At 55.6% G+C, this 22,195-nt stretch carries 33 protein-coding genes; 1 reads left to right on the forward strand and 32 read right to left on the reverse strand.

Annotated elements, in window-relative coordinates; translation table 11 throughout:
• The 4 genes from K8V32_RS07635 to rplM all read right to left on the reverse strand — a co-directional run.
• Positions 1-1,582: hydantoinase B/oxoprolinase family protein (locus K8V32_RS07635; protein ID WP_303905345.1), on the reverse strand; the 1,582-nt coding region annotated here is incomplete at its 3' end.
• Positions 1,579-3,615 (reverse strand): hydantoinase/oxoprolinase family protein, encoded by a 2,037-nt coding sequence (locus tag K8V32_RS07640; protein WP_303905348.1) that lies wholly within the window; start codon positions 3,613-3,615, stop codon positions 1,579-1,581. The genes K8V32_RS07640 and K8V32_RS07635, both read right to left, overlap by 4 nt.
• 168 nt (positions 3,616-3,783) lie before the next feature.
• Positions 3,784-4,281: a 30S ribosomal protein S9 gene (gene rpsI, locus K8V32_RS07645; RefSeq protein WP_303905351.1), complete on the reverse strand. Its 498-nt coding sequence runs from the start codon at positions 4,279-4,281 to the stop codon at positions 3,784-3,786.
• 22 nt (positions 4,282-4,303) lie between these two features.
• A complete protein-coding gene (rplM, locus tag K8V32_RS07650) occupies positions 4,304-4,747 on the reverse strand; it encodes a 50S ribosomal protein L13 (protein ID WP_303905355.1) in 444 nt (147 codons plus the stop codon).
• A gap of 362 nt (positions 4,748-5,109) precedes the next feature.
• Here rplM and K8V32_RS07655 point away from each other — a divergent pair, with 362 nt between their 5' ends.
• Positions 5,110-6,012 (forward strand): LysR family transcriptional regulator, encoded by a 903-nt coding sequence (locus K8V32_RS07655; RefSeq protein ID WP_303905358.1) that lies wholly within the window; start codon positions 5,110-5,112, stop codon positions 6,010-6,012.
• On the opposite strand, the gene truA is transcribed toward K8V32_RS07655, so the two are convergent.
• The 28 genes from truA to rplD all read right to left on the reverse strand — a co-directional run bounded on the left by truA (position 5,969) and on the right by rplD (position 22,195).
• The gene (gene truA / locus K8V32_RS07660) at positions 5,969-6,853 is read right to left on the reverse strand and encodes a tRNA pseudouridine(38-40) synthase TruA (RefSeq protein WP_303905361.1); all 885 of its coding nucleotides are present in this window, start codon (positions 6,851-6,853) and stop codon (positions 5,969-5,971) included. The two genes, K8V32_RS07655 and truA, sit on opposite strands and share 44 nt — an antisense overlap.
• Before the next feature lie 89 nt (positions 6,854-6,942).
• Positions 6,943-7,461 (reverse strand): 50S ribosomal protein L17, encoded by a 519-nt coding sequence (gene rplQ / locus K8V32_RS07665; RefSeq protein WP_303905363.1) that lies wholly within the window; start codon positions 7,459-7,461, stop codon positions 6,943-6,945.
• A 60-nt stretch (positions 7,462-7,521) separates the two neighbouring features.
• Entirely contained in the window at positions 7,522-8,514 is a 993-nt protein-coding gene (locus K8V32_RS07670) for a DNA-directed RNA polymerase subunit alpha (RefSeq protein WP_303905366.1), read from the reverse strand.
• 135 nt (positions 8,515-8,649) lie between these two features.
• Positions 8,650-9,048 carry a 30S ribosomal protein S11 gene (rpsK, locus tag K8V32_RS07675; RefSeq protein ID WP_303905369.1) on the reverse strand — a complete coding sequence of 133 codons (399 nt, stop codon included), beginning with the start codon at positions 9,046-9,048 and terminating at the stop codon, positions 8,650-8,652.
• A 57-nt stretch (positions 9,049-9,105) separates the two neighbouring features.
• On the reverse strand, positions 9,106-9,474 hold the full coding sequence (rpsM, locus tag K8V32_RS07680) for a 30S ribosomal protein S13 (RefSeq protein ID WP_303905372.1): 369 nt from the start codon (positions 9,472-9,474) through the stop codon (positions 9,106-9,108).
• A gap of 224 nt (positions 9,475-9,698) precedes the next feature.
• Positions 9,699-9,812 (reverse strand): 50S ribosomal protein L36, encoded by a 114-nt coding sequence (rpmJ, locus tag K8V32_RS07685; protein WP_303905375.1) that lies wholly within the window; start codon positions 9,810-9,812, stop codon positions 9,699-9,701.
• Between the two features lie 36 nt (positions 9,813-9,848).
• Positions 9,849-10,070, reverse strand: a complete 222-nt coding sequence (gene infA / locus K8V32_RS07690) for a translation initiation factor IF-1 (protein ID WP_082911812.1) — start codon at positions 10,068-10,070, stop codon at positions 9,849-9,851.
• A gap of 193 nt (positions 10,071-10,263) precedes the next feature.
• The gene (gene map, locus K8V32_RS07695; RefSeq protein WP_303905381.1) at positions 10,264-11,088 is read right to left on the reverse strand and encodes a type I methionyl aminopeptidase; all 825 of its coding nucleotides are present in this window, start codon (positions 11,086-11,088) and stop codon (positions 10,264-10,266) included.
• Positions 11,089-11,263: 175 nt separating this feature from the next.
• Positions 11,264-11,881 carry an adenylate kinase gene (locus K8V32_RS07700; RefSeq protein WP_303905384.1) on the reverse strand — a complete coding sequence of 206 codons (618 nt, stop codon included), beginning with the start codon at positions 11,879-11,881 and terminating at the stop codon, positions 11,264-11,266.
• 48 nt (positions 11,882-11,929) lie between these two features.
• Positions 11,930-13,237, reverse strand: coding sequence for a preprotein translocase subunit SecY (gene secY / locus K8V32_RS07705; protein ID WP_303905387.1), 1,308 nt, complete (start codon positions 13,235-13,237; stop codon positions 11,930-11,932).
• A 193-nt stretch (positions 13,238-13,430) separates the two neighbouring features.
• On the reverse strand, positions 13,431-13,892 hold the full coding sequence (rplO, locus tag K8V32_RS07710) for a 50S ribosomal protein L15 (RefSeq protein ID WP_303905389.1): 462 nt from the start codon (positions 13,890-13,892) through the stop codon (positions 13,431-13,433).
• Positions 13,892-14,116 (reverse strand): 50S ribosomal protein L30, encoded by a 225-nt coding sequence (rpmD, locus tag K8V32_RS07715; protein WP_524536709.1) that lies wholly within the window; start codon positions 14,114-14,116, stop codon positions 13,892-13,894. The genes rplO and rpmD overlap by 1 nt, the downstream gene beginning before the upstream one ends.
• Positions 14,117-14,118: 2 nt before the next feature.
• Positions 14,119-14,850, reverse strand: a complete 732-nt coding sequence (rpsE, locus tag K8V32_RS07720) for a 30S ribosomal protein S5 (protein ID WP_303905393.1) — start codon at positions 14,848-14,850, stop codon at positions 14,119-14,121.
• Entirely contained in the window at positions 14,847-15,221 is a 375-nt protein-coding gene (rplR, locus tag K8V32_RS07725; protein ID WP_303905397.1) for a 50S ribosomal protein L18, read from the reverse strand. Before rplR ends, rpsE begins: the two co-directional genes overlap by 4 nt.
• Positions 15,221-15,754, reverse strand: coding sequence for a 50S ribosomal protein L6 (gene rplF, locus K8V32_RS07730; protein ID WP_303905400.1), 534 nt, complete (start codon positions 15,752-15,754; stop codon positions 15,221-15,223). The genes rplR and rplF overlap by 1 nt, the downstream gene beginning before the upstream one ends.
• A gap of 18 nt (positions 15,755-15,772) precedes the next feature.
• Positions 15,773-16,171, reverse strand: coding sequence for a 30S ribosomal protein S8 (gene rpsH, locus K8V32_RS07735; RefSeq protein WP_303905403.1), 399 nt, complete (start codon positions 16,169-16,171; stop codon positions 15,773-15,775).
• 73 nt (positions 16,172-16,244) lie between these two features.
• Positions 16,245-16,826: a 50S ribosomal protein L5 gene (rplE, locus tag K8V32_RS07740; RefSeq protein WP_303905406.1), complete on the reverse strand. Its 582-nt coding sequence runs from the start codon at positions 16,824-16,826 to the stop codon at positions 16,245-16,247.
• The gene (gene rplX / locus K8V32_RS07745; protein ID WP_303905409.1) at positions 16,826-17,167 is read right to left on the reverse strand and encodes a 50S ribosomal protein L24; all 342 of its coding nucleotides are present in this window, start codon (positions 17,165-17,167) and stop codon (positions 16,826-16,828) included. The genes rplE and rplX overlap by 1 nt, the downstream gene beginning before the upstream one ends.
• Before the next feature lie 3 nt (positions 17,168-17,170).
• The gene (gene rplN / locus K8V32_RS07750; protein WP_043058736.1) at positions 17,171-17,539 is read right to left on the reverse strand and encodes a 50S ribosomal protein L14; all 369 of its coding nucleotides are present in this window, start codon (positions 17,537-17,539) and stop codon (positions 17,171-17,173) included.
• Positions 17,540-17,937: 398 nt separating this feature from the next.
• Entirely contained in the window at positions 17,938-18,228 is a 291-nt protein-coding gene (rpsQ, locus tag K8V32_RS07755; protein WP_043058737.1) for a 30S ribosomal protein S17, read from the reverse strand.
• 11 nt (positions 18,229-18,239) lie between these two features.
• On the reverse strand, positions 18,240-18,512 hold the full coding sequence (gene rpmC, locus K8V32_RS07760) for a 50S ribosomal protein L29 (RefSeq protein WP_303905416.1): 273 nt from the start codon (positions 18,510-18,512) through the stop codon (positions 18,240-18,242).
• Between the two features lie 2 nt (positions 18,513-18,514).
• Complete coding sequence (gene rplP / locus K8V32_RS07765) at positions 18,515-18,931, reverse strand: 50S ribosomal protein L16 (protein WP_303905418.1); 417 nt, start codon at positions 18,929-18,931, stop codon at positions 18,515-18,517.
• Positions 18,931-19,701, reverse strand: coding sequence for a 30S ribosomal protein S3 (gene rpsC, locus K8V32_RS07770; protein ID WP_303905420.1), 771 nt, complete (start codon positions 19,699-19,701; stop codon positions 18,931-18,933). Before rpsC ends, rplP begins: the two co-directional genes overlap by 1 nt.
• Positions 19,702-20,073 (reverse strand): 50S ribosomal protein L22, encoded by a 372-nt coding sequence (rplV, locus tag K8V32_RS07775; protein ID WP_303905422.1) that lies wholly within the window; start codon positions 20,071-20,073, stop codon positions 19,702-19,704.
• A gap of 32 nt (positions 20,074-20,105) precedes the next feature.
• Positions 20,106-20,384: a 30S ribosomal protein S19 gene (gene rpsS, locus K8V32_RS07780; RefSeq protein ID WP_043058742.1), complete on the reverse strand. Its 279-nt coding sequence runs from the start codon at positions 20,382-20,384 to the stop codon at positions 20,106-20,108.
• A 14-nt stretch (positions 20,385-20,398) separates the two neighbouring features.
• On the reverse strand, positions 20,399-21,238 hold the full coding sequence (rplB, locus tag K8V32_RS07785) for a 50S ribosomal protein L2 (RefSeq protein WP_303905425.1): 840 nt from the start codon (positions 21,236-21,238) through the stop codon (positions 20,399-20,401).
• A 31-nt stretch (positions 21,239-21,269) separates the two neighbouring features.
• A complete protein-coding gene (gene rplW, locus K8V32_RS07790) occupies positions 21,270-21,575 on the reverse strand; it encodes a 50S ribosomal protein L23 (RefSeq protein WP_303905427.1) in 306 nt (101 codons plus the stop codon).
• Between the two features lie 11 nt (positions 21,576-21,586).
• Entirely contained in the window at positions 21,587-22,195 is a 609-nt protein-coding gene (gene rplD, locus K8V32_RS07795; protein WP_303905429.1) for a 50S ribosomal protein L4, read from the reverse strand.

Below are 22,195 nucleotides of genomic sequence, written 5' to 3' on the forward strand. Positions count from 1 at the left end.
GTGGTTTCCCGTAACCGCCACCACCGGCGGTTTGAATGGTGATGCCTTCACCGGCATGGACTTCGAACCTGGTCATGGATGCTCGTGGTTCATCGCCGTCGGCACCATGGCGGACAACATGGCCTGGCGTGCCATCTGCGCCACCAGCCAGGCCCCAGGGTGATGTGGTCACCCGGGAGGTCCCGGCTACGACTTGGGCTTTGCCGCGGGTGAGTGTTAGGTGCCGGATCAACCCGTCACCGCCGCGGAAGGTTCCTGCTCCGCCGGTGTTCTCGGCGATTTGGTAGGCCTCAACTCGTAGCGGATACTCACGTTCAATGACTTCACACGGGGTGTTGCGGGTATTGGTCATGTGTGTGTGCACGGCAGAGGCGCCGTCCTGGTCCGGCATGGCGCCCTGTCCCCCGCCGTAGGTTTCGACGTAGGAGAAGTATTGGCCGGTGGTTTCGTCAAAGCCGCCGATGGTCATGATCGACATGGATCCGGAGGAGGCTGCCGGGACATGTTCGGGAGCGAATTGGTGAAACGCGCCGAGCAAGGCGTCGACAATGCGCTGTGCGGTTTGGATATTGCCGTTGGCGACCGGTGCGGGAAATACTGCTGCCACCAGTGAGCCTTTGCGAGTGTGCACGGTGATCGGTTCCATCAGCCCAGCGTTCGAGGGCAAGGTGGGGTCGGTGAGCAGTTTTATCACGTAGGCCACGCAGCCTTCGGTCACCGCCCAAGAACAGTTCACGGCACCGGAGACTTGGTCGTCGGTTTCGGTGAAGTCCACGGTGAGGTGTTCGCCGGAGACTTCCACGGTTACGGTGATCTCGGTGGGGTGTTCACGGTTGCCGTCGTGTTCCAGAATATCGGTAAAGGTCCCTTTACCATCGGGCAGGTGACCAATGGCTGCAGCGGTGCGGCGGGCAGCATAGTCAATCAGAGCACGGGTGGATTGCCCAAAACGTTGGGTGCCCCATTCGGTTAATAATTCCTGGATACGCCGTTCGCCGAGTCGGTTGGCTGCCACTTGAGCCATGATGTCGCCGCGAGTTTTGTCCTGGGTGCGAATATTTGTCAGTAATACCGATAACAGTTCACGCTGCAGCACCCCGCCGGCGTAGAGTTTGACCGGAGGAACCCGCACACCTTCTTGGTAGATTTCGGTGGCATGTGTGGCCATCGAGCCCGGGGTGATCCCGCCGACGTCGACATGGTGGGCCAGATTGGCGACCACGGCAATCAATTCATCATGCCAAAAAACCGGGGTGATGACACACATGTCTGGCAGGTGGGATCCGCCGAGATAGGGATTGTTGGTAATCAGCACGTCGCCGTCAACCAGGTTTTCGGTACCGTACGTGGCCAGCGTGTTTTTGATCATGGTTGGCATCAGGCCCAGATGCAATGGAATATGTTCGGCCTGGGAGATGAGCATGCCGTCGGGCCCATAGATGCCTGCTGAGCAATCGCGCCGGTCTTTGATATTGGGCGAGTAGCTGGTTTGGATCAGGGCGGTGCCGACTTCTTCGGCGATGGATTCTAACCTGTTGCGTGCGATTTCAAGTTCTACCGCATTCAACGACGTCGGGTTCATGACTGCTCCTGGTCTGTCGCAGATCGAATATGTAGGAAATCATAGGTGTCGTTCTGCGCTGACTGATCGGGACGTATATAGATGGTGGAGTCGAACTGCTCGATGATCGCCGGGCCCTGTACCACGGTTGCCTCGCCGAAACTGGCGCGATCATATACTGGCACGTCGTGCCAGGAACCATCGATATAGACCTGTCGGTGGTGGGTGGCTGTGATTTCGGCGCTGATGGACGCCACGGATTCTAAAGCCCCATGTTCAACGGGTTGGGTCACCACCAGTCGGGCGACGACGATCTCCATGACTGCGTCCGGATCGGCAAATCCATAGTTTTCTTCGTGAGTATGTTCAAAGATTTCGCGTTGGGTCTGCCAGTCGGAATCCCAGGCGACCGTGAGCTCATATGATTGGCCGATGTACCGGGCATCGACCAACAACTCATAGTGGGTCTCAGCCTCTGGATGATCCAGATCAGCGCCCGCGTGTGCTTGCATGTCTTGGAAAGTAACCTCAAGGTCACTTAGTGCCTGCGGCGTGTTGACGTCCACACTGGTTGCATAGTCGTAGCGGATGGGCGCATCGAGCATGCCCACTGCTGAGGCAATTCCTGGCCGAGGTGGGATAATCACCGAGCGCATATTGAGTTCCCGAGCAAGATCTGCACCGTGTAATGGGCCAGCGCCGCCGAAGGCTATCAAGTCACAGGCCCGTAGATCAACGCCGCGTTCCACTGAGACTTTGCGAATACCTCGGGCCATGGTTGCGGTAATAACCTTCAGTATGCCTTCGGCGGTGTCTTCTGCAGAAAGACCCAGCTGTTGGCCCCATTCGGTCATGGCTTGGCGAGCCGCCGGTACATCGAGTGCAAATTCTCCGCCAAGCAGCTGATCGCCCAGGCGACCTATCACGGCGTGGGCATCAGTGACGGTGAGATGTTCTCCGCCGCGCTGATAACTGATTGGTCCGGGGTCGGCACCTGCGGAATGGGGACCAACGCGTAGACCACCGCCGGAATCTATCCAGGCGATTGAACCGCCGCCGGCACCGATGGTGTGAACATCTACTGAGGGGAGTTTCAGTGGGAGTCCGGCAATTTCAGACGACAGTGTCTCATCGGGGATGCCATCGCGTATCAGGGCAATATCCGTGGAGGTTCCGCCGATGTCAAAGGAGACGACGCGTTGCAGCCCAAGGTGTTTTGCCCAGTTGGCGGCTCCAACGACTCCCCCGGCCAGGCCTGACAGCACCGTGCGTGCAGGGTGTTCTGCTGCGTCTGTGGGGCTGAGCAGCCCACCGGAGGACTGCATGATGCGCCATCCGGTTTCTACACCGGATTCGGTGAGTCCTTGTTCTAATTGGTGAATGTAGTGTGAAATACGCGGGGAAACGTAGGCGTTTATCGCTGCGGTCGAGGTGCGCTCAAATTCACGCATTTCAGCCGATACATCGGTTGCTGCCACAACCTGCTGGGCGACACCTGCTTGCTGGATGATCTCAGCGGCTCGATGTTCGTGTTCGGGGTTCACATAGGCATTGAGGAAGGAGACCACCACGACGTCCAGGTTGAAGTCGCGAAGGTCGTCAATGCTCGTGCGCAGTGCGTTCTCATCAAGGTCGGTAATGGTCTGGCCGGTGGCGTCCATGCGTTGTGTGGCTTCAACAATGTGCTGACGGTCGATGAGTGGTTCGGGGCGTGCTTGGTGTTGGTCGTAGATGGATGGGCGGGCTTGGTGCGCGATGGCAAGCACATCTCGAAAACCTTTGGTCGTGACCATGCCAATGCGTGCCCCGTCACGGGTGATCACGGTGTTGGTTGCTACGGTACTGCCGTGGACAAATCTGGTGAGATCTTGTGGTGTGCCACCGACTCGGTTCAGTGCACCTTTGAGCCCGGCGATGACCGCTTGTTCTGGTGCTGCCGGTGTTGACGGAAGTTTCCAGACGTTCATGGTTCCGTCGTCGGCTCGGATTGCGACGTCGGTAAATGTCCCACCGGTATCGATGGCCATGTGTAAGGGCTGGTCGTGTTGACTCATTGTTGTCGCATCACACCTTCGACGATCCGGTTGGTCATCTTTGATCGTAGCGTTTTGATGGGATCTACAACACTGTTGCTGTTCGCAAGTTGCAGCCCAGAGGTGCGGGTGGTTAAACAAAACATCCGCCAACCCAGGTTGACGGATGTTTTGAACAGTTCTGGCGGGTTAACGCTTCGAGTACTGTGGTGCTTTGCGAGCCTTCTTGAGGCCGGCCTTCTTGCGCTCGACTGCACGAGCGTCACGGGTCAGGAAGCCGGCTTTCTTCAGCGGGCCGCGGTTATTCTCGCGGTCGATTTCGTTGAGTGCCCGAGCAACACCCAGGCGGACAGCACCGGCTTGACCGGATGGGCCACCACCGTGAACCAGAGCGATGACGTCGTAGGCGCCTTCGAGTTCGAGTAGACGGAATGGGTCGTTGACTTCCTGCTGGTGCAGTTTATTCGGGAAGTATGCGTCGAGTTCGCGGCCATTGATCTTCCATGTTCCGGTACCTGGGATCAGGCGGACACGGGCAATAGCTCGCTTGCGACGGCCAACGGCCTGACCGGACTGGGTCAGTGCTGGGCGTTCGCTAACTTGTTGGGTAGCAACTGGGGCATCAGATTCCGAGGTGTAGCTGGTCAGCTCCTGGTCCTCAGTGATCTCATTGACGTTTTCAGTCATGGGTTCTCCTTGAACTCAGGGCCTACTGGGCGACCTGGTCGATGATAAATTCTTTTGGCTGCTGGGCTGCGTGCGGGTGGTCGGAACCTTCGTAGACCTTCAGTTTCTTCACAACCTGGTCTGAGAGGCGGTTCGATGGCAGCATGCCCTTAACGGCTTTTTCAACCGCTCGAACTGGGTTTTTCTCCAGCAGTTCAGCATAGGTGGTTGAGGTCAAGCCACCCGGGTAACCGGAGTGACGGTAAGCTTTTTTCTGTTCCAGCTTGGCACCGGTCAGCGCTACTTTTTCAGCGTTAAGGATGATGACGTAATCACCCATGTCCATGTGAGGTGCAAAAGTGGGCTTGTGCTTGCCGCGCAGCAGCGTTGCCACCTGGCTGGCAAGACGTCCCAGCACCACATCGGTGGCGTCAATGACGTGCCATTGACGATCAACGTCGTCTGGCGTTGGTGTAAACGTACGCACTATGTATTAGCCTTCGTATGTCGGTGTTCGGTCAGCAGAACCGGATGGTCGTGAGAACCATAAGCGCGAGTCTGCTGTTAAGTTGACAGTGCATCTCCGGTACACCAGGTGAGGGCTGGCGTGAAGCCGGGTCCGATCTTCCCGGTGCCGCAACGACCCTAACGACGATGCAACTGCGTCGGGTGCTGCTGCGCTTGCGATCCGGGAGGACACGCACAACAGCTACCTATGTTACTACGGATCACCATTCATCGCAAAACGACTGTGCACGGTCATGATTCTTTGTCCCGACCAGCCACGATGCTGCTGGGTATAGAGTTGTGGTGGTCGGTGTGATGGGTTCCGGCTAGAAGGAAATGATCGTGGAATTACGTCAACTGGAATATTTCATGGCCGTCGCTGAAGAATTACACTTTGGCCGTGCCGCGGCTCGCCTGCATATTTCACAGCCACCTTTGACTGTACATATCAAGCGGTTAGAAGAAGAGCTGGGCGTTTCGCTGTTCGATCGTACTTCGCGCCGCGTTTCGTTGACCTCGGAGGGAGCTCGCTTCCGGGATCTGATCGGCCCAATCTTGCAGGATTTAGAGGAGGCCGTTGAAGACCTGCGCGAGATCAAAGCCGGACGGCGCGGTCGGGTACGGGTGGGATTTGTTTCTTCGGCCAGTTATGAACTCGTCCCGGCCAGTGTGCGCGACATTCGTTTACAACATCCGGGCATTCATCTCGACCTTCACCCCATGGCCACAGGTGAACAGGTCGAAGCACTGTTGGAGAATCGTTTGGACATCGGCGTCATGCGGGATGCTCCCTTACAATCGGGGTTGCAATTTTCAACGCTTCTGACAGAGCAGCTGGTAGCTGTACTACCTTCCAACCACGCTTTGGCTAGCGAAGATGAGGTCTCGTCAGAAGATCTGATTCAATTGCCGTTAGTCTTATTCCCATTTCAGTCGATGCCAGGCTATGTCACCAAGATTATGGAGATTTTCCACCCCTTGGGGCGCTCACCTCGAATTGTTCAGCGGGCTATCAACCAGGAAAACGTTATGGGGCTGGTTGCTGCTGGAGTTGGCGCCTCGATTCTTCCCGCCTCGTTTTCCTCGTTTTCCATCCCCGGTGTGGTCACCAAGCCAATCACCGGTCGTCCCACGACGCGGTTGGAGTTGGTAACCGATCAACATGAGGGCACCGCTAATATTGCGGCCGTTGTCGCCGTCATCACCGAAGCGGCCCGGCGGATTGGTCGCAAGGAAGCATCCTAGGGTCACGTTTGGCTCGAGTCTGAGCGGCACGAGCAGCGAGTTGATCGTCTGGCGGATACATCACGTAGTCCAGGATGAGCCCGTGGGCCGGTGCCAGGACCATATCGGAATCGCGCACCGGGTTTGTCAGGCGGCTGCGTAACCACCCCGGTTCGCGTGAACCGTCTCCGACCCGCAGTAGGGCTCCCACCAGCGCACGAACCATGTGGTGGCAAAAAGCATCGGCTGTCAGATGAAGTGTCATCACGGTTTCTTCGCGAGTGGCCCGAAATTCTTGCAGGGTTCGAATGGTGGTTGCACCTGGTCGAGGCTTGCAAAATGCGCTGAAATCATGCATTCCTTCTATCCCGGAAATTTCTTCAACCATGCGGTTCATGTCCAGGGGTTTGCGATGATGATACGTGAAGTGCCTGGTCAGGGGGTCAAACTCGTCCATGGCGATCCGATACCGATAGCTGCGCGCAACCGGCGAGAATCTGGCATCAAAGCCCGCTGGAACTATCTGGGCTTTGCGAATGTGGATCGCACCAGATGTTTTTGCCAGCACGCCGTTGAGTTTTGTCACCATCGCTGTCTCAGCAGGTCGCATCGGGTGATTGCCGGGCAATTTTTCCCAAAGTGCTGCCGGAATATCAAAATGTATGACTTGATTGGCTGCATGCACACCGGCATCAGTACGTCCGGCCACAGTCGTGGCGATCGGCTGGCGAAAGATAGTGGCTAGGCCGTCTTCTACGGTTCCTTGGATAGTGGCAAGTCCGGGTTGTGTGGCCCACCCGTGGTAGGCGGTTCCATCGTATGCCAAGTCGATACGAATCCGGTAAGTGCTCTGATCATGCATATATGTCAGTGTAATCGTTGTACAACGACGATTGATCATAAAAGCCCCGCACAGCATGTGCGGGGCTTTTATGATTCAGTTGCGAAGATTTACTTGTCGTCGTCAGCCTTATCGGCTGTTTCAGCAGTTTCTTCGACTTCTACGGCTTCATCAGCTTCTTCTGCTGCTGGTGCTTCATCAGCTGCGGTTTCAGCAACGGCTTCTGCTTCAGCAACAACAGCCTGTTTTGGCGAAACTGGTTCCATGACCAGTTCGATGACTGCCATTGGGGCGTTGTCGCCAGGGCGGTTACCTATCTTGGTGATACGGGTGTATCCACCTTCGCGGTTCGCCATGGCCGGGCCAATGACGGTGAACAGTTCGTGCACAACAGATTTGTTCGTGCGGGAGTTACCGGCGATAAGACCCTGTACCTTACGACGGGAGGCCAGGTCACCTGCTTTTGCGAAGGTGACGAGACGTTCGGCGTAAGGCTGCAGACGCTTTGCCTTAGTAAACGTGGTCTTGATGGACTTGTGTTCGAACAGGCTGACCGACAGATTCGCCAGCATACGACGCTGGTGTGCCGGGCCGCCGCCCAGGCGCGGTCCTTTGGTTGGGGTTGGCATGAATTCTCCTTGTATGATTTCCCGGCACTATGTGCAGGGAATCAGTGGTTCAAATATGTCTTAGAGCCCGAACTCGTTTGACTCCTGGGAGTCAAAAGGCGAATCGAAGCTTCCAGGGCCACCGTCTTTAAGGGACAGACCGAGACCCTCCAGTTTTTCTTTGACTTCGTCGATGGATTTTGCTCCGAAGTTGCGGATGTCCATTAAGTCGGTTTCGGAACGTGCTACAAGCTCTCCAACGGTGTTGATGCCTTCGCGTTTCAGACAGTTATAGGACCTGACGGTAAGCTCCAGGTCTTCTACCGGCAGGGCGAGGTCTGCTGCAACACTGGTATCGACAGGCGATGGGCCAACTTCAATACCTTCGGCTTCAACATTGAGTTCACGCGCCAGGCCAAACAGTTCAACCAGGGTTGAACCAGCCGAGGCCAGTGCGTCACGTGGTGCCATGGAGGGCTTAGTTTCAACATCGATGGTCAGCTTGTCGAAGTCGGTGCGCTGTTCCACACGGGTAGCGTCGACTTTGAAAGTGACGGTCAATACTGGTGAGTAGATCGAGTCGACCGGGATACGGCCGATCTCGGCATCTGGGGATTTGTTCTGTGCAGCAGTTACGTACCCACGGCCACGTTCGATGGTCAATTCCATATCGAACTTGCCCTTTTCATTAAGGGTGGCGATGTGCAGATCCGGGTTATGAATCTCAACACCTGCCGGTGGGGTGATATCAGCTGCGGTCACGACACCTGGTCCCTGCTTGCGCAGGTATGCAACTACTGGCTCATCGTGGTGGGATGAGACTGACAGCTGCTTGACGTTCAAGATGACTTCAGTGACGTCTTCTTTAACACCTTGAATGGTGGTGAACTCGTGGAGAACCTGGTCGATACGAACCGAGGTGACAGCGGCACCTGGGATCGATGACAGCAGGGTTCGACGCAGTGAGTTACCGAGGGTGTAGCCGAAGCCCGGTTCTAGTGGTTCGAGGACAAAACGGGACCGGGTTTCTGAAACGGGTTCTTCAGTCAACGTGGGGCGCTGTGCAATGAGCACTGACATTTCCTTTCGGCGCGCGATCCGCCATTTGATGCGCGCAGTTGGGGGAAACGATGGAAATTATTTCTAGGTTAGTCCACGACCGTTGGACAACATGGCTGTTGAGCGTTGGTTGTGGTGTGCTCAAAGGCCTTAAACGCGACGACGTTTAGCAGGGCGTGCACCGTTGTGTGCAACTGGAGTGACGTCCTGAATGGAGCCGACTTCCAGACCTGCGGCCTGCAGTGAACGAATCGCAGTTTCGCGACCGGAGCCTGGGCCTTTGACGAAGACGTCAACTTTACGCATCCCGTGTTCCTGGGCGCGCTTGGCAGCTTGCTCAGCCGCGGTTTGAGCAGCGAACGGGGTTGATTTACGGGAACCTTTGAAGCCCATCTCTCCGGCGGAGGCCCAAGAGATGACAGCACCGGTGGTGTCGGTGATCGAAACGATGGTGTTGTTAAAGGTTGATTTAATGTGGGCTTGGCCCTGAGTAATATTCTTCTTGGAGCGACGTCCCTTACGTGGGGCCGCACCGCGTGGCTTTGCCATAGAATGCTCTCCTACAAAAGCTTGATTTAGTAAATACGGATGTGGGACAAGAAGTGACTACTTCTTGCGTCCTGCAACAGTCTTCTTCGGGCCTTTACGGGTACGAGCGTTGTTCTTGGTGCGCTGGCCGCGGACTGGTAAGCCGCGACGGTGGCGTAGCCCCTGGTAGGAACCAATTTCGACTTTGCGACGAATGTCTGCTGCGACTTCACGGCGCAGATCACCTTCGACCTGAAGGTTGCCTTCGATGTAGTCGCGCAGTTTGACCATTTCGTCATCAGTTAGGTCTTTGACGCGAGTATTTGCGTCTACGCCGGTAGCTTCCAGAATCTGGACTGCTCGGCTGTTGCCAACACCGTAAATGTAGGTGAGAGCGATGACGACACGCTTTTCACGTGGAATATCAACGCCTGCTAGACGTGCCATATGGCCGTTCTCCTGTTCTTTATGACAAAGGTCTTCAACAACACGTCCTTACCCGGGATAACTCCGGCCAAGCGGTTCAATGCGGGTTGTGAAGAACTCGACACATCCCAAACAGTGTCCTTGACTTGGCGGGTAAGTCTTCGGCCTTTGCCTTGTCCGAAGGTTGAGCTCAATGCTCTGTGTTGCTGCGGCCCATGGCGGGCCTATGTTTCTTGCGCTGGGGCTTAGCCCTGGCGTTGTTTATGGCGTGGGTTAGAGCAGATCACCATGACATTGCCGTGGCGGCGAATAACCTTGCAGGCATCGCAGATCCGCTTCACGCTTGGGTGAACCTTCACAGGGTTCCTCCTTGAGCGTTCCAGAGGTGGATAGTGTTATTTGTAGCGGTAGACGATACGGCCTCGTTCGAGGTCGTATGGGCTAAGCTCGACCACCACACGATCTTCGGGCAAAATGCGAATGTAGTGTTGACGCATTTTTCCTGAAATGGTGGCAAGCACAATGTGGTCGTTATCTAGCCGGACCCGGAACATCGCGTTTGGTAACGCTTCTGAAACGGTTCCTTCAACTTCAATGACGCCTTCTTTTTTAGCCATGTCCTCCACAATCTGTTATCTCCTGCAACGGATTCGACACGTTGTCGGGCCGGACCATCACAGAAGCATGCGTTTATGAGCGGATTCGTTTTTGAAGCGTATTCGGGCACACCGATCAACTTAAAAGCAGAATCAGCCAAAGATCCATGTTAGCGCATGTTGCCAAATAAAACCAAATGCTATTGACAGCCAGTTAGTTTTGTGGGATCGGCACCGGAGTCACACCGTAGCGGGCTAGATTGGCTGCCCCGCCATCAGGGGCGGTAATGACCCAGATACCTTCTTTATGGCGGGCCACCGAGTGTTCCCACTGTGATGCATTGGAACCATCGACTGTGACAACAGTCCAGTCATCGGCGAGGGTTTTGGTGGCAATGTCACCACGTACAAGCATCGGTTCAATTGCCAAGACCATGCCGGCTTTGACACGCGGACCGCGCATACCAGATCGATAGTTGAATACATCAGGTGCCTGATGCATGGCCGAACCAATGCCGTGGCCAACGTAATCTTCCAGAATGCCTAGTGGCTCCCCCGGTTGAGCTCGAACATAATCTTCGATGGCATTACCGATTTCGCCGACATGCTTGGCTCGGGCGAAAGCTGCGATACCGGCCCACATGGCTTCTTGGGTGATCGCTGATAGTCGTGTATCCGCCGGGTCAGGTGTTCCGACGATAACGGTTCGAGCTGAATCGGAGTGCCAGCCGTCGACGACCGCACCTGCATCGATGGAGATGATATCGCCGTCTTGCAGGACTCGTTGCCCCGGGATGCCGTGAACGACCTCATCGTTGACGGATGCACAGATGGTTGCGGGGAAACCGTGGTATCCCAAGAAGTTGGAGGTGGCACCGTTATCAGCCAGTACCGAACGGAAGACTTGGTCGAGGTGTGCGGTGGTCACACCGGGTTGTGCTGCTGTCACGACCGCGTCGAGACCTTGGTGGAGAATAAGCCCGGCTTTGTGCATGATAGCCAGCTGCGCATCGGTTTTAAGTTCGATTTGTCGTGACATTCCTGTTACTGATTTCTTGTGTCTCGGAAATGCGGTGATTGGGCGGGTTGACTGGGATGAATACTCACCCAGCGTAGTGCGTCGGGTAAAGAGTTACCAGCCGGTGTCGGCAATACTGTTGGGCAGTGAAAAACCGACCCGGTATGTGTCGGGTCGGTTTCAAGATCATTTTTGTTTAGTCACCAGAGCGAGGTTTGATAACCGGCAGTGTTCCGGTCCGCGCCCGGATGTTGTAGATGGTCTGCAGGAGGCGTTCTGTGATGTCGTCGATGGCTCCGGTGCCGTCAACGCGACCTACGATGCCCTGCTGTACGTAGCTTTCAATGAGATCAGCGGTTTCTTGGTGGTAGAGATCCAGGCGGTGTTGGATGACTTCTGCGGTGTCATCGGAGCGGCCTTCGGTTTCGGCTCGGGCCAGGAGGCGCTCGACGATTTCTTCGTCAGGTACTTCCAAAACCAGGACTGCGGTGAGGTCTTCGCCTTTGTCGTTCATGATCTTATTGAGCGCTTCGACCTGACCCTGAGTGCGTGGGTACCCATCAAGGAGGAAACCGTTTCCAACGTCGTTGTGGTTCAGACGATCTGCGACCATCCGGTTAGTGACGTCGTCGGGCACAAAGTCGCCTGCATCAATGTAGCTTTTGGCTTCTTTGCCAAGCTCTGTCAGCTCTTTAACGTTATAGCGGAAGATGTCTCCGGTCGAGATCGCTGGGATGGCCATTTTGTCCGCAATACGTACCGCTTGGGTGCCTTTGCCTGACCCCGGAGGGCCCATGATAAGCAAACGTGTCATAGATTGTCCTGTCCTTGATCTTTGGGTCTCGTGTGGTTGTGTTCAAGCCTAACGGAGCAGGCCTTCGTAATGGCGTTGTTCCATCTGTGCGTCGATCTGTTTGATCGTGGTCAAGGCTACACCAACCATGATCAAAATCGAGACGCCCCCGAATGGGAAGTTTTGATCGGCCCCGATCAGCACGAATGCGATCAGTGGGATCATAGCGATCAGACCAAGATAGATTGCGCCAACGAAGGTTACCCGCGAGATGACGTATTCAAGGTACTGAACGGTTGGACGACCTGCTCGAACCCCAGGAATGAAACCACCTTGACGTTTCATATTATCCGAAACATCTTGAGGGTTGAAGGTAATGGTCACGTAGAAATACGTGAAAAAGATCGTCATCAGGAAGAACACGGCCATGTAGAGCGGGTGGGATCCGGTGCCGAAGTACTGCTGGAGCCACACGACCCAACCGGCAGGCTCACTGCCGTCAGTGGGCATGTTGAACTGGATCAGGATCTGCGGCAGCATCAGAATTGAGGAGGCGAAAATAACGGGGATCACGCCGGCCATGTTGACTTTGATGGGGATATACGTGGTGGTCGATCCTACAGTACGACGACCAATTTGACGCCGTGCGTACTGGACGGGGATGCGACGCTGAGAGTCTTCGACGAATACGATCAACATCATGATCGCAATACCTACAACCATTACCAGGCCGAAGATACGCCAGCCCTGGGTCTGCCAGATCGCAGCCAGACCTGCTGGGAAGCCAGCGGCGATCGAGACAAAGATCAACAGCGACATACCGTTGCCCACACCGCGTTCGGTGATCTGTTCGCCCATCCACATGATGACGATGGCGCCCATGGCGAGCGTCAAGACCAGTAGCAGAGTAGCCCAGATGCTGTCGTCGTGGAGCAGTGAAACATTGCAATTCAACAATGCACCAGAGCGCGCCAGGGTAGCAATGGTGGTCGCGTTGAGCAGTGCAAGCCCTACGGTCAAGTAGCGGGTGTACTGGGTCAAACGAGCCTGCCCCTCGGGCCCTTCTTTCTGAAGTCGCTCGAAGGCTGGGATGACCACGCGCAGCAGCTGCGTAATGATCGATGCGGTGATGTAGGGCATGATGCCCAGAGCAAAGATGGAGACCTGAAGCAGCGCACCCCCGGAGAACATGTTGACAAATGAGTACAGACCCCCGGTGGTATCCCCTTGGGCCAAACACATTTGTACGTTGCCGTAGTCGACGCTCGGGGCGGGAATGAAGACGCCGATCCGGTAAATGGCGATGACCGCTAACGTAAATAGGATCTTGGTCCGCAGATCGGGGGTCTTGAACACCCTGGATATCGTGCTGAACAAGTGTCCTCCTGACAGTAGTGCGAGACTGCACTTTCGTAGATTCGACAGAACGCCGGATCTTTTGTACACGGTGTACCAAGAAAAGGCACGATTTGCATTCTAACGTTAAAACCTACGGCCCTCGACCTATGACGATATTCGTCATGGGTCAAGGGCCGCCTATCAGCTAGCGCTGTTCTGTGTCAGAACAACGTTATGCGGTGGTTGTTGTGCCTCCGGCCGCAGCAATCTTATCGACTGCTGATTTGGAAAATGCATCGGCGGTCACATTAACAGCGACACCGATCTCCCCGGAGCCCAGGACTTTGACCGGCTGGTTCTTACGAACCAGGCCCTTGGCCACAAGGTCAGCAACGGTGACGTCGCCGCCTTCTGGGAAGGATTCAGTCAGTTTGTCCAAGTTCACAACCTGGTAGTTGACTTTGGCAGGGTTTTTGAAACCGCGCAGTTTTGGAAGGCGCATGTGCAGCGGCAGCTGTCCACCTTCGAAACCTGCTGGCACCTTGTTGCGAGCACGAGTGCCCTTGGTACCACGGGTTGCGGTTTTACCGCCCTTACCGCCTTCACCACGACCGTAACGCAGTTTGCGTTTGTTCGAGCCTTTTGCTGGACGCAGGTCGTGAAGTTTGATCGCTTCTTGTTGTTCTTCAGCCATTAGTCGACCTCCTCGACCTTTACCAGATGGGACACGGCATTGACCATGCCCACGGTGACGGCGTCGGCGCTACGGGTAACGGACTTGCCGATACCTCTCAGGCCGAGCGACCGTAGGGTTTCAACGTGTTTTGGCTTGCGTCCGATAGCCGAGCGTACCTGTGTGATGGTCAGGGTTGCGTCGGATGGCACAAGATTCTTCGGGGTTGATTCGAAGTTTGCCACGATTATGCACCTGCCTTTTCTTCAGCACGCTTGGCACGGGCTTCTTCGATCGTGCGCAGCATTGCCCGTGGAGCAACTTCGTCGATTGGCAGTCCGCGGCGAGCTGCGACCTCTTCGGGGCCTTCCAGCTGGCGCAGTGCTTCAACGGTTGCGCGAACAATGTTGATGGCATTTGCCGAGCCCATGGATTTGGACAGCACGTCGGTGATACCGGCAGCTTCCAGTACCGCACGAACTGGACCGCCAGCGATAACCCCGGTACCAGGAGAGGCTGGACGCAGCAAGACAACGCCGGCTGCATCTTCGCCCTGTGACAGGTGCGGGATGGTGGTGCCAACGCGTGGGACGCGGAAGAAATTCTTCTTGGCTTCTTCAACGCCTTTAGCGATCGCGGCGGGAACTTCTTTGGCTTTACCGTAGCCGACACCGACCATGCCGTCGCCGTCGCCGACGACTACCAGTGCGGTGAAGGCGAAACGGCGTCCACCCTTGACTACTTTGGCAACGCGGTTGATGGCAACGACGCGTTCCAGGAACTGGTCTTTGTTGTCATCACGACCGCCACGGCGTCCGCCGCGGTCAGATCGATCGCCGCGTTCGGAGCGCTGGCCGCGACGTTGACCACGGCCGCCGCGCTCGGTGTGCTGGCTGTCGGAGCCCTGCGAGGTTTCCGATACAGCCTCTTGAGTTGTTTCGGTCACCTGTGTGTCCTTTTCGTTATTTGCTTCGGTCACAGCTTCAGTCCACCTTCCCGTGCACCGTCAGCGACTGCTGCGATACGACCGTGGTATTTGTGACCAGCGCGGTCGAATACGACTGCGGTCACACCGGCGTCTTCAGCGCGCTGTGCAATTATTTCGCCTACTTTGCGAGCTTTTTCGGTTTTCTCTGCGTCGGATGCGCGCAGATCGGCTTCCATGGTGGAAGCTGACACTAGCGTGACACCGGCTTCGTCGTCGATAACCTGGGCAAAGATGTGGCGTGCGGAACGGTTGACAACCAGGCGTGGGCGTGCTGCTGTACCCTGAATCCGTTTGCGCACCCGTATATGACGGCGACGGCGGGCAGCATTTTTGCCTTTGCGTTTCATACTGACAGTTGACATTACTTACCTGCCTTTCCGGCCTTGCGGCGGATGGTTTCACCCTCGTAGCGAATACCTTTGGCCTTATAAGGTTCGGTAACGCGCAGTTTACGGATGTTGGCGGCAGTTTCGCCGACAAGTTGTTTATCGATACCAGATACAGTGATCGTGTTGCCTTCAATGGCAAAGGCAATACCTTCTGGCGCGGTAACTTGGACCGGGTGGGAGAAGCCAAGCTGCAGTTCGAGGTCGTTGCCTTTAGCTACCACGCGGTAACCGGTACCGTGTAGTTCCAATTTCTTGGAGTAGCCATCGGTGACACCGACGATCATGTTATCAATCAGGGTACGGGTCAGGCCGTGCAGCGAACGAGATTCCCGTTCGTCATCCGGACGGATAACCGTGATGGTGTTTTCTTCCAACTTGGCCTCAATTGGGCCGCTGATGCTCATGCCCAGCTCACCTTTGGGTCCTTTGACGGACACATCAGAGCCGTTGATGGCAACTTCGACGCCGGAAGGTACGGTGATCGGAAGCTTTCCAATACGTGACATGGTTTCCCTTCCTTTCCGTTACCAGACGTAGGCGAGGACTTCCCCACCCACACCTTTCGAAGCTGCTTGACGGTCGGTCAGCAGACCAGATGAAGTTGACAGGATCGCGATGCCCAGTCCACCTAGCACGTGTGGCAGTTTTGTGGATTTGGCGTAGACGCGCAGACCTGGTTTGGAGATGCGGCGTACTCCGGCGATGGAACGCTGACGCTGTGGACCAAATTTAAGGTCCAGCACGAGGTCTTTACCTACGCGCGCATCAACTTCTTTCCAGTCGGCAATGTAGCCTTCGTTTTTCAAGATTTCGGCGACGCCGCGCTTCAGTTTTGAAGAGGGCATGCTCACGGAATCGTGATGCGCCGAGTTTGCGTTGCGCAGACGTGTCAACATGTCTGCGACGGGGTCGGTCATACTCATATGTGGCTTTAGCCTTTTCTCGTTGTGGTTTCCTGATCCGGTACACCGGGTCAAGACCTATAACGTAGTTGGATTACTGGTCTGCCTTGAACGGGAAGCCCAGCGCACGCAACAGTGCACGGCCTTCGGCGTCGGTTTTGGCGGTGGTTACGAGGGTGATGTCCATACCGCGTACACGGTCGATCTTGTCTTGATCGATTTCGTGGAATACGGACTGTTCGGACAGACCGAAGGTGTAGTTGCCATTGCCGTCGAACTGGCGAGGGCTCAGGCCGCGGAAGTCACGGATGCGTGGCAGCGCAAACGTAACCAATCGGTCCAGGAATTCCCACATACGGTCGCCACGTATGGTGACGTGTGCACCAATTGGCATACCTTCGCGCAGTTTGAACTGTGCGATGGATTTCTTGGCGCGGGTTACCTGTGGTTTCTGCCCGGTAATTGCGGTGAGGTCTTCGATGGCACCGTTGATGACTTTCGAGTCACGTGCTGCTTCGCCGACACCCATGTTGACCACGATCTTTTCCAGACCTGGTACCTGCATGACGTTTTCGTAGTTGAATTCGTTTTGGAGTTCAGCTTTGATTTCGTCGCGGTATTTCGTCTTCAGACGTGGGGTGACCTTGGAGGCTGCGTTTTCAGATACCTGTGTCATTACAGCTCCTTTCCAGAGGCCTTGGCGTAACGAACCTTGATGATCTTGGTTTCGCCGTCTTTTTCGACTTCTTCAAAACGGTAACCAACACGGGTTGGCTTTTCGGTTTCAGGATCCACGACAGCAACGTTGGAGATGTGTATCAGAGCTTCCTCTTCTACACGTCCACCTTCAGTTGCACCGTCTGGTCCCTGGCCTGCACGAACGTGTTTGGTTACCCGGTTGACACCTTCAACGAGGACTTTGTCTTGTTTTGGAAGAACTCGCAGGACTTTGCCCTGTTTGCCACGGTCTTTACCTGACAGCACCTGTACGAGATCGTCTTTTTTGATCTTCGCCATGGGTTAGATCACCTCCGGAGCCAGCGATACGATACGCATGAACTGGTTATCTCGTAGCTCACGGGCGACTGGGCCGAAGATACGAGTACCGCGTGGTTCGTTATCCTGACGAAGGATGACTGCTGCGTTTTCGTCGAACTTGATGTACGAGCCATCTGCGCGACGAACCGATTTCTTGGTGCGTACTACGACTGCTTTGACGACGTCGCCTTTTTTGACGGCACCGCCTGGGATGGCATCTTTGACAGTGGCGACGATAACGTCGCCGATGGATGCATAGCGGCGTCCAGAGCCACCGAGGACACGGATGGTGAGAATTTCTTTCGCACCGGTGTTGTCGGCAACTTTGAGCCGCGATTCTTGTTGAATCACTTGCTTACTCCTGCATGTCTCGCTGGTTCTCAGTCCTCGGGTGGATTGAGCCTTGCGGAACGGTCATGGAAATATTCTTGCTGTGCTTACCCCTAGCTAGGTGAGACGTATGTGATCGGTTTGCACACAGAGGCAAACTGATCACACAGTGCTTTTGAGCCAGGGCCGAGGCACGTTGTTGCAAGATGTTGTGCTGACTTTTCGTCAGATACCCGGTGGATGGCCGAGCTATGAAAAGGGCACAGCTACAACATGCTACCGCACGCCTGGTGGTTTTGGAAAATCGTTGTTCACGAGCCTCGGAGGGCTAGATCCCCTAATTGGTGTTAAAGCACTGCATCCGCTTCAGGAGTTCCTGATGCGGATGCAGTGTTTATGTTTGCGTCGAAGCAGAAGGCTTACTTAGCGCGTTCTACGATTTCGACGAGGCGCCAGTGTTTGCTCTTGGAGAGCGGGCGGGTCTCGGCTAGACGAACGGTATCGCCGATGCCGGCGGTGTTTTCTTCGTCATGGGCTTTGACGCGCTTGGTGCGACGCATGATTTTGCCGTACAGAGCGTGCTGCTTGAAGTATTCGATCTCGACAACAATGGTTTTTTCCATCTTGTCGGAGACGACGACTCCACGCAGAGTTTTGCGATAATTGCGCTCTGGTGCGGCTGCGGTGTCAACAGACTCAGTCACTGTCATTCCTCCTCAGCCTACTTGCGGCTTTTCTTTTTGTTTTTGATGTCTTCTTCGCTGGCTTCGACTTCTTCGCGGATACCAAGTTCGCGTTCGCGCAGCACGGTCAGGATACGTGCAACATCGCGTTTGACGATCTTGATGCGACCGGTGTTTTCAATTTGGCCGGTTGCGGCTTGGAAGCGCAGATTGAATAACTCGGCTTTTGCTTTGTCGAGTTCTTCACGCAGGCGTGCGTTATCGAAACCATCGAGTGCTTCTGTTGTCAGTTCAGGTGAACCCAATGCCATGGTTATTCACCACCCTCTCGGCGTACAATGCGACCCTTGACCGGCAGCTTGTGTGCAGCCAGACGCAGAGCTTCGCGAGCGACATCTTCGGTGACGCCAGACAGTTCAAACATGACACGGCCTGGTTTTACATTGGCAACCCAGAATTCTGGGGAGCCTTTACCCGAACCCATGCGAACTTCGGCTGGTTTTTTGGTCAGCGGACGGTCTGGAAAAATGTTGATCCATACGTGGCCACCACGTTTGATGTAACGGGTCATCGCGATACGAGCTGCCTCGATCTGACGGTTGGTTACATATGCGCGGGTGGTTGCCTGCAGACCCCATTCACCGAAGGCTACTTCGGTGCCACCCTTGGCCATACCTTTACGACCTGGGCGGTGCTGTTTACGGAATTTTACGCGACGTGGGATAAGCATTACGCGTTGCCTCCTTGAGCGCCAGCGCGGGCACCCGATGGGGCGCCTCCACGGCGACGGCGTGAACCACCGCGACCACCACGGCCACCTCGACCTGATGGTGCGGCTGCTTCCTGAGCGGCCAATTCTTTATCGGTGAAGTCGCCCTTGTAGACCCATACTTTGACGCCGATGCGTCCGTAGGTGGTCTTGGCTTCGAACTGTCCGAAGTCGATGTTGGCGCGCAAGGTGTGCAGCGGGACACGGCCTTCGCGGTAGAACTCGGTACGGCCCATATCGGCACCGCCCAGACGACCGGATACCTGAATACGGATACCCTCGGCGCCTGCACGCATTGCCGACTGGATCGAGCGGCGCATTGCACGGCGGAATGCCACACGTGCGGTCAGCTGCTCGGCGACACCCTGTGCTACCAGCTGTGCGTCGGTTTCTGGTTTCTTGACTTCTAGGATGTTGAGCTGAATCTGCTTGCCAGTGAGTTTTTCGAGTTCACGGCGAATGCGATCAGCTTCCGCACCACGGCGACCGATGACGATACCTGGGCGAGCAGTGTGTACGTCTACACGGACACGATCGCGGGTACGTTCGATCTCAACTTTGGAAATACCAGCACGTTCCATGCCGTCCTGCAGCAGGCTGCGGATCTGCACGTCTTCTTTGACGAAGTCCTTGTAGCGCTGACCGTCAACGTTGGAGTCAGCGAACCAGCGGGAAACGTGGTCTTTGGTAATGCCGAGGCGGAATCCGTGTGGGTGAATTTTCTGACCCATTTAGTTGGTCCCACCTTCCTGATCTTCATCGGTTGCAACAACCACGGTGACGTGGCTTGTGCGTTTCTTGATTTCGAAGGCACGACCCTGAGCGCGCGGCTGGTAGCGCTTCATGGTTGGGCCTTCGTCAACGAAGGCTTCACTGACAAACAGCTCATCTTCGTTGAAGGCCAAGCCTTCGCGGTCTGCTTTATCCCGTGCGTTGGATACTGCAGAGGCCAGTACCTTGTACACCGGCTTAGCTGCGCCCTGCTGGGCGAATTTCAAAATGGCCAGGGCTTCATTCGCTTGCTTACCACGAACAAGGTCGACGACGCGCCGGGCCTTCATTGGCGTAACACGCAAATAGCGTGCAATTGCCTTGGCTTCCATTGCTTAATCCTCTCTAAGATCAACCACCGCGCTTAGCGGCGGCCTTTCTGGTCGTCCTTGGAGTGGCCGCGGAAGGTACGCGTTGGTGCGAATTCTCCCAATTTGTGTCCGACCATAGATTCGGTAACGAACACCGGTACGTGTTTGCGACCATCGTGGACTGCAATGGTATGACCCAGCATGTCGGGGATGATCATCGAACGACGTGACCAAGTGCGGATAACGTTTTTAGTGCCCTTTTCGTTCTCAGCAAGAACCTTGAGGTACAAGTGCTGATCTACGTAGGGGCCCTTCTTCAGGCTGCGTGGCATAAAGAGATCAGCTCCTATCGATTCTTCTTGCTTTTCGGACGACGACGCACAATGTACTGGTCGCTGGCCTTATTCGGACGGCGCGTACGGCCTTCCTTCTTACCATTCGGGTTCGATGGGTGACGACCACCGGAAGTCTTACCTTCACCACCACCGTGTGGGTGATCCACAGGGTTCATGGCGGCACCGCGGGTTTGTGGACGAACACCTTTCCAGCGCATCCGTCCGGCTTTACCCCAAGAGATGTTGATCTGCTCAGCGTTGCCGACTTCACCAACGGTGGCGCGGCAGCGGATGTCAACGTTGCGAATTTCGCCCGATGGGAGACGAAGTTGTGCGTATTTGCCTTCGCGGGCAACCAGCTGGATGGATGCACCAGCTGAACGTGCCATTTTCGCACCGCCACCTGGACGCAGTTCCACAGCGTGGATCACGGTACCCAATGGGATATTACGAAGTGGCAGGTTATTGCCTGGTTTGATGTCGGCATTTGGGCCAGACTCCACCATGTCGCCCTGCTTCAAACGAGCTGGTGCGAGGATGTAGCGTTTGGCTCCATCGACGTAGTGCAACAGTGCAATGTTGGCGGTACGGTTTGGGTCGTATTCGATGTGAGCGACCTTTGCCGGAATGCCATCTTTATCGTGACGGCGGAAGTCGATCAAACGATACTGACGTTTGTGTCCACCACCACGGTGACGTGATGTGATACGTCCGAGGTTGTTGCGACCACCGGTTTTCGACAGTGGGCGAAGCAACGACTTCTCGGGCGTTGTTCGGGTGATTTCTGAGAACTCGGATACCGACGAGCCGCGCTGGCCCGGAGTAACCGGTCTGTAATTACGTATTGCCATAGATATATTCCTCGATTAAGTGGTCTCCGACCTAGGCGGCCGGACCTCCGAAGATGTCGATGGAACCTTCCTTCAGCGTGACAATCGCGCGCTTGGTAGCTTTGCGAGTGCCATAGCCGAAACGGGTACGCTGACGCTTACCCTCACGGTTCATGGTGTTGACTGAAGCCACCTTGACGTCGAAAATCTTTTCGATTGCCAGTTTGATTTCAGTCTTATTTGAGCGTGGGTCCACGATGAAGGTATAGCGCCCTTCGTCCATGTCCGAGTAGCTCTTTTCACTCACGACGGGAGCAAGGATCACGTCGCGGGGATTCTTATCGATATTGGTTGACATGTGGTCTCCTCCTACTTGGCGCTTGCAGCGGCCACGAAGGCGTCGTATGCAGGCTTGGTAAAGACCACGTCGTCAGCATTCAACACGTCGTAGGTGTTGAGCTGATCAGCATACAGCGTGTGAACATGCTGCAGGTTACGAGTTGACAGTGCAGCGACGTCGTCGGACCGGTCGATGACGACCAGGAAGTTGCGACGTTCGTTCTGGACTTCTGCCAGCGCGGTTTTTGCAGCTTTAGTCGAAGGGGTGTCCTGATCAATCAGGGCTTCGACGACGTGGATGCGTCCGTTGCGGGCACGGTCAGACAGTGCCTGGCGCAGGGCTGCTGCGATCATTTTCTTAGGGGTACGCTGCGAGTAGTCGCGTGATTGAGGACCGTGTGCAATTCCACCACCGGTCATCTGTGGTTCACGGATCGAACCTTGGCGTGCACGGCCGGTACCTTTTTGACGAAACGGTTTGCGTCCACCACCGGATACTTCAGCGCGAGTTTTGGTCGCGTGAGTTCCCTGACGTGCCGCAGCAAGCTGTGCATTGACAACCTGGTGCATTAGAGCAACGTTTGCTTCGACGTCAAAGAGTTCAGCTGGTAGATCCACCGATACTTTGTTGACAGCCAT

It is taken from the genome of Enteractinococcus helveticum (assembly GCF_020742345.1).
GTDB lineage: Bacteria > Actinomycetota > Actinomycetes > Actinomycetales > Micrococcaceae > Yaniella > Yaniella helvetica_A.

Bases quoted from the DNA above. Each gene is read 5' to 3' on its own strand.
- rpsQ (WP_043058737.1), bottom strand. From the start codon at position 18,228: ATGACAGTGACTGAGTCTGTTGACACCGCAGCCGCACCAGAGCGCAAT.
- map (WP_303905381.1), bottom strand. From the start codon at position 11,088: ATGTCACGACAAATCGAACTTAAAACCGATGCGCAGCTGGCTATCATG.
- rplX (WP_303905409.1), bottom strand. From the start codon at position 17,167: ATGGCGAAGATCAAAAAAGACGATCTCGTACAGGTGCTGTCAGGTAAA.
- rpmC (WP_303905416.1), bottom strand. From the start codon at position 18,512: ATGGCATTGGGTTCACCTGAACTGACAACAGAAGCACTCGATGGTTTC.
- rplP (WP_303905418.1), bottom strand. From the start codon at position 18,931: ATGCTTATCCCACGTCGCGTAAAATTCCGTAAACAGCACCGCCCAGGT.
- rpsI (WP_303905351.1), bottom strand. From the start codon at position 4,281: ATGACTGAAAACGTCAATGAGATCACTGAGGACCAGGAGCTGACCAGC.
- rpsS (WP_043058742.1), bottom strand. From the start codon at position 20,384: ATGCCACGCAGCCTGAAGAAGGGCCCCTACGTAGATCAGCACTTGTAC.
- rpsM (WP_303905372.1), bottom strand. From the start codon at position 9,474: ATGGCACGTCTAGCAGGCGTTGATATTCCACGTGAAAAGCGTGTCGTC.
- K8V32_RS07640 (WP_303905348.1), bottom strand. From the start codon at position 3,615: ATGAGTCAACACGACCAGCCCTTACACATGGCCATCGATACCGGTGGG.
- rplD (WP_303905429.1), bottom strand. From the start codon at position 22,195: ATGGCTGTCAACAAAGTATCGGTGGATCTACCAGCTGAACTCTTTGAC.
- rpsH (WP_303905403.1), bottom strand. From the start codon at position 16,171: ATGAGTATGACCGACCCCGTCGCAGACATGTTGACACGTCTGCGCAAC.
- rplE (WP_303905406.1), bottom strand. From the start codon at position 16,826: ATGACACAGGTATCTGAAAACGCAGCCTCCAAGGTCACCCCACGTCTG.
- infA (WP_082911812.1), bottom strand. From the start codon at position 10,070: ATGGCTAAAAAAGAAGGCGTCATTGAAGTTGAAGGAACCGTTTCAGAA.
- rplF (WP_303905400.1), bottom strand. From the start codon at position 15,754: ATGTCACGTATTGGAAAGCTTCCGATCACCGTACCTTCCGGCGTCGAA.
- rplB (WP_303905425.1), bottom strand. From the start codon at position 21,238: ATGGCAATACGTAATTACAGACCGGTTACTCCGGGCCAGCGCGGCTCG.
- rplW (WP_303905427.1), bottom strand. From the start codon at position 21,575: ATGTCAACCAATATCGATAAGAATCCCCGCGACGTGATCCTTGCTCCC.
- rplO (WP_303905389.1), bottom strand. From the start codon at position 13,892: ATGGCTGAAGAACAACAAGAAGCGATCAAACTTCACGACCTGCGTCCA.
- K8V32_RS07700 (WP_303905384.1), bottom strand. From the start codon at position 11,881: ATGACACGTTTGCTTATCATGGGCCCTCCGGGGTCAGGCAAAGGCACC.
- rpsC (WP_303905420.1), bottom strand. From the start codon at position 19,701: ATGGGTCAGAAAATTCACCCACACGGATTCCGCCTCGGCATTACCAAA.
- rpsK (WP_303905369.1), bottom strand. From the start codon at position 9,048: ATGGCAAAGCCACGCGGTGCGGCCCCACGTAAGGGACGTCGCTCCAAG.
- truA (WP_303905361.1), bottom strand. From the start codon at position 6,853: ATGCATGATCAGAGCACTTACCGGATTCGTATCGACTTGGCATACGAT.
- rplV (WP_303905422.1), bottom strand. From the start codon at position 20,073: ATGGAAGCCAAGGCAATTGCACGCTATTTGCGTGTTACGCCAATGAAG.
- rplQ (WP_303905363.1), bottom strand. From the start codon at position 7,461: ATGCCAACCCCAACCAAAGGACCGCGCCTGGGCGGCGGCCCGGCACAC.
- rplR (WP_303905397.1), bottom strand. From the start codon at position 15,221: ATGTCAACTGTCAGTATGAAACGCAAAGGCAAAAATGCTGCCCGCCGT.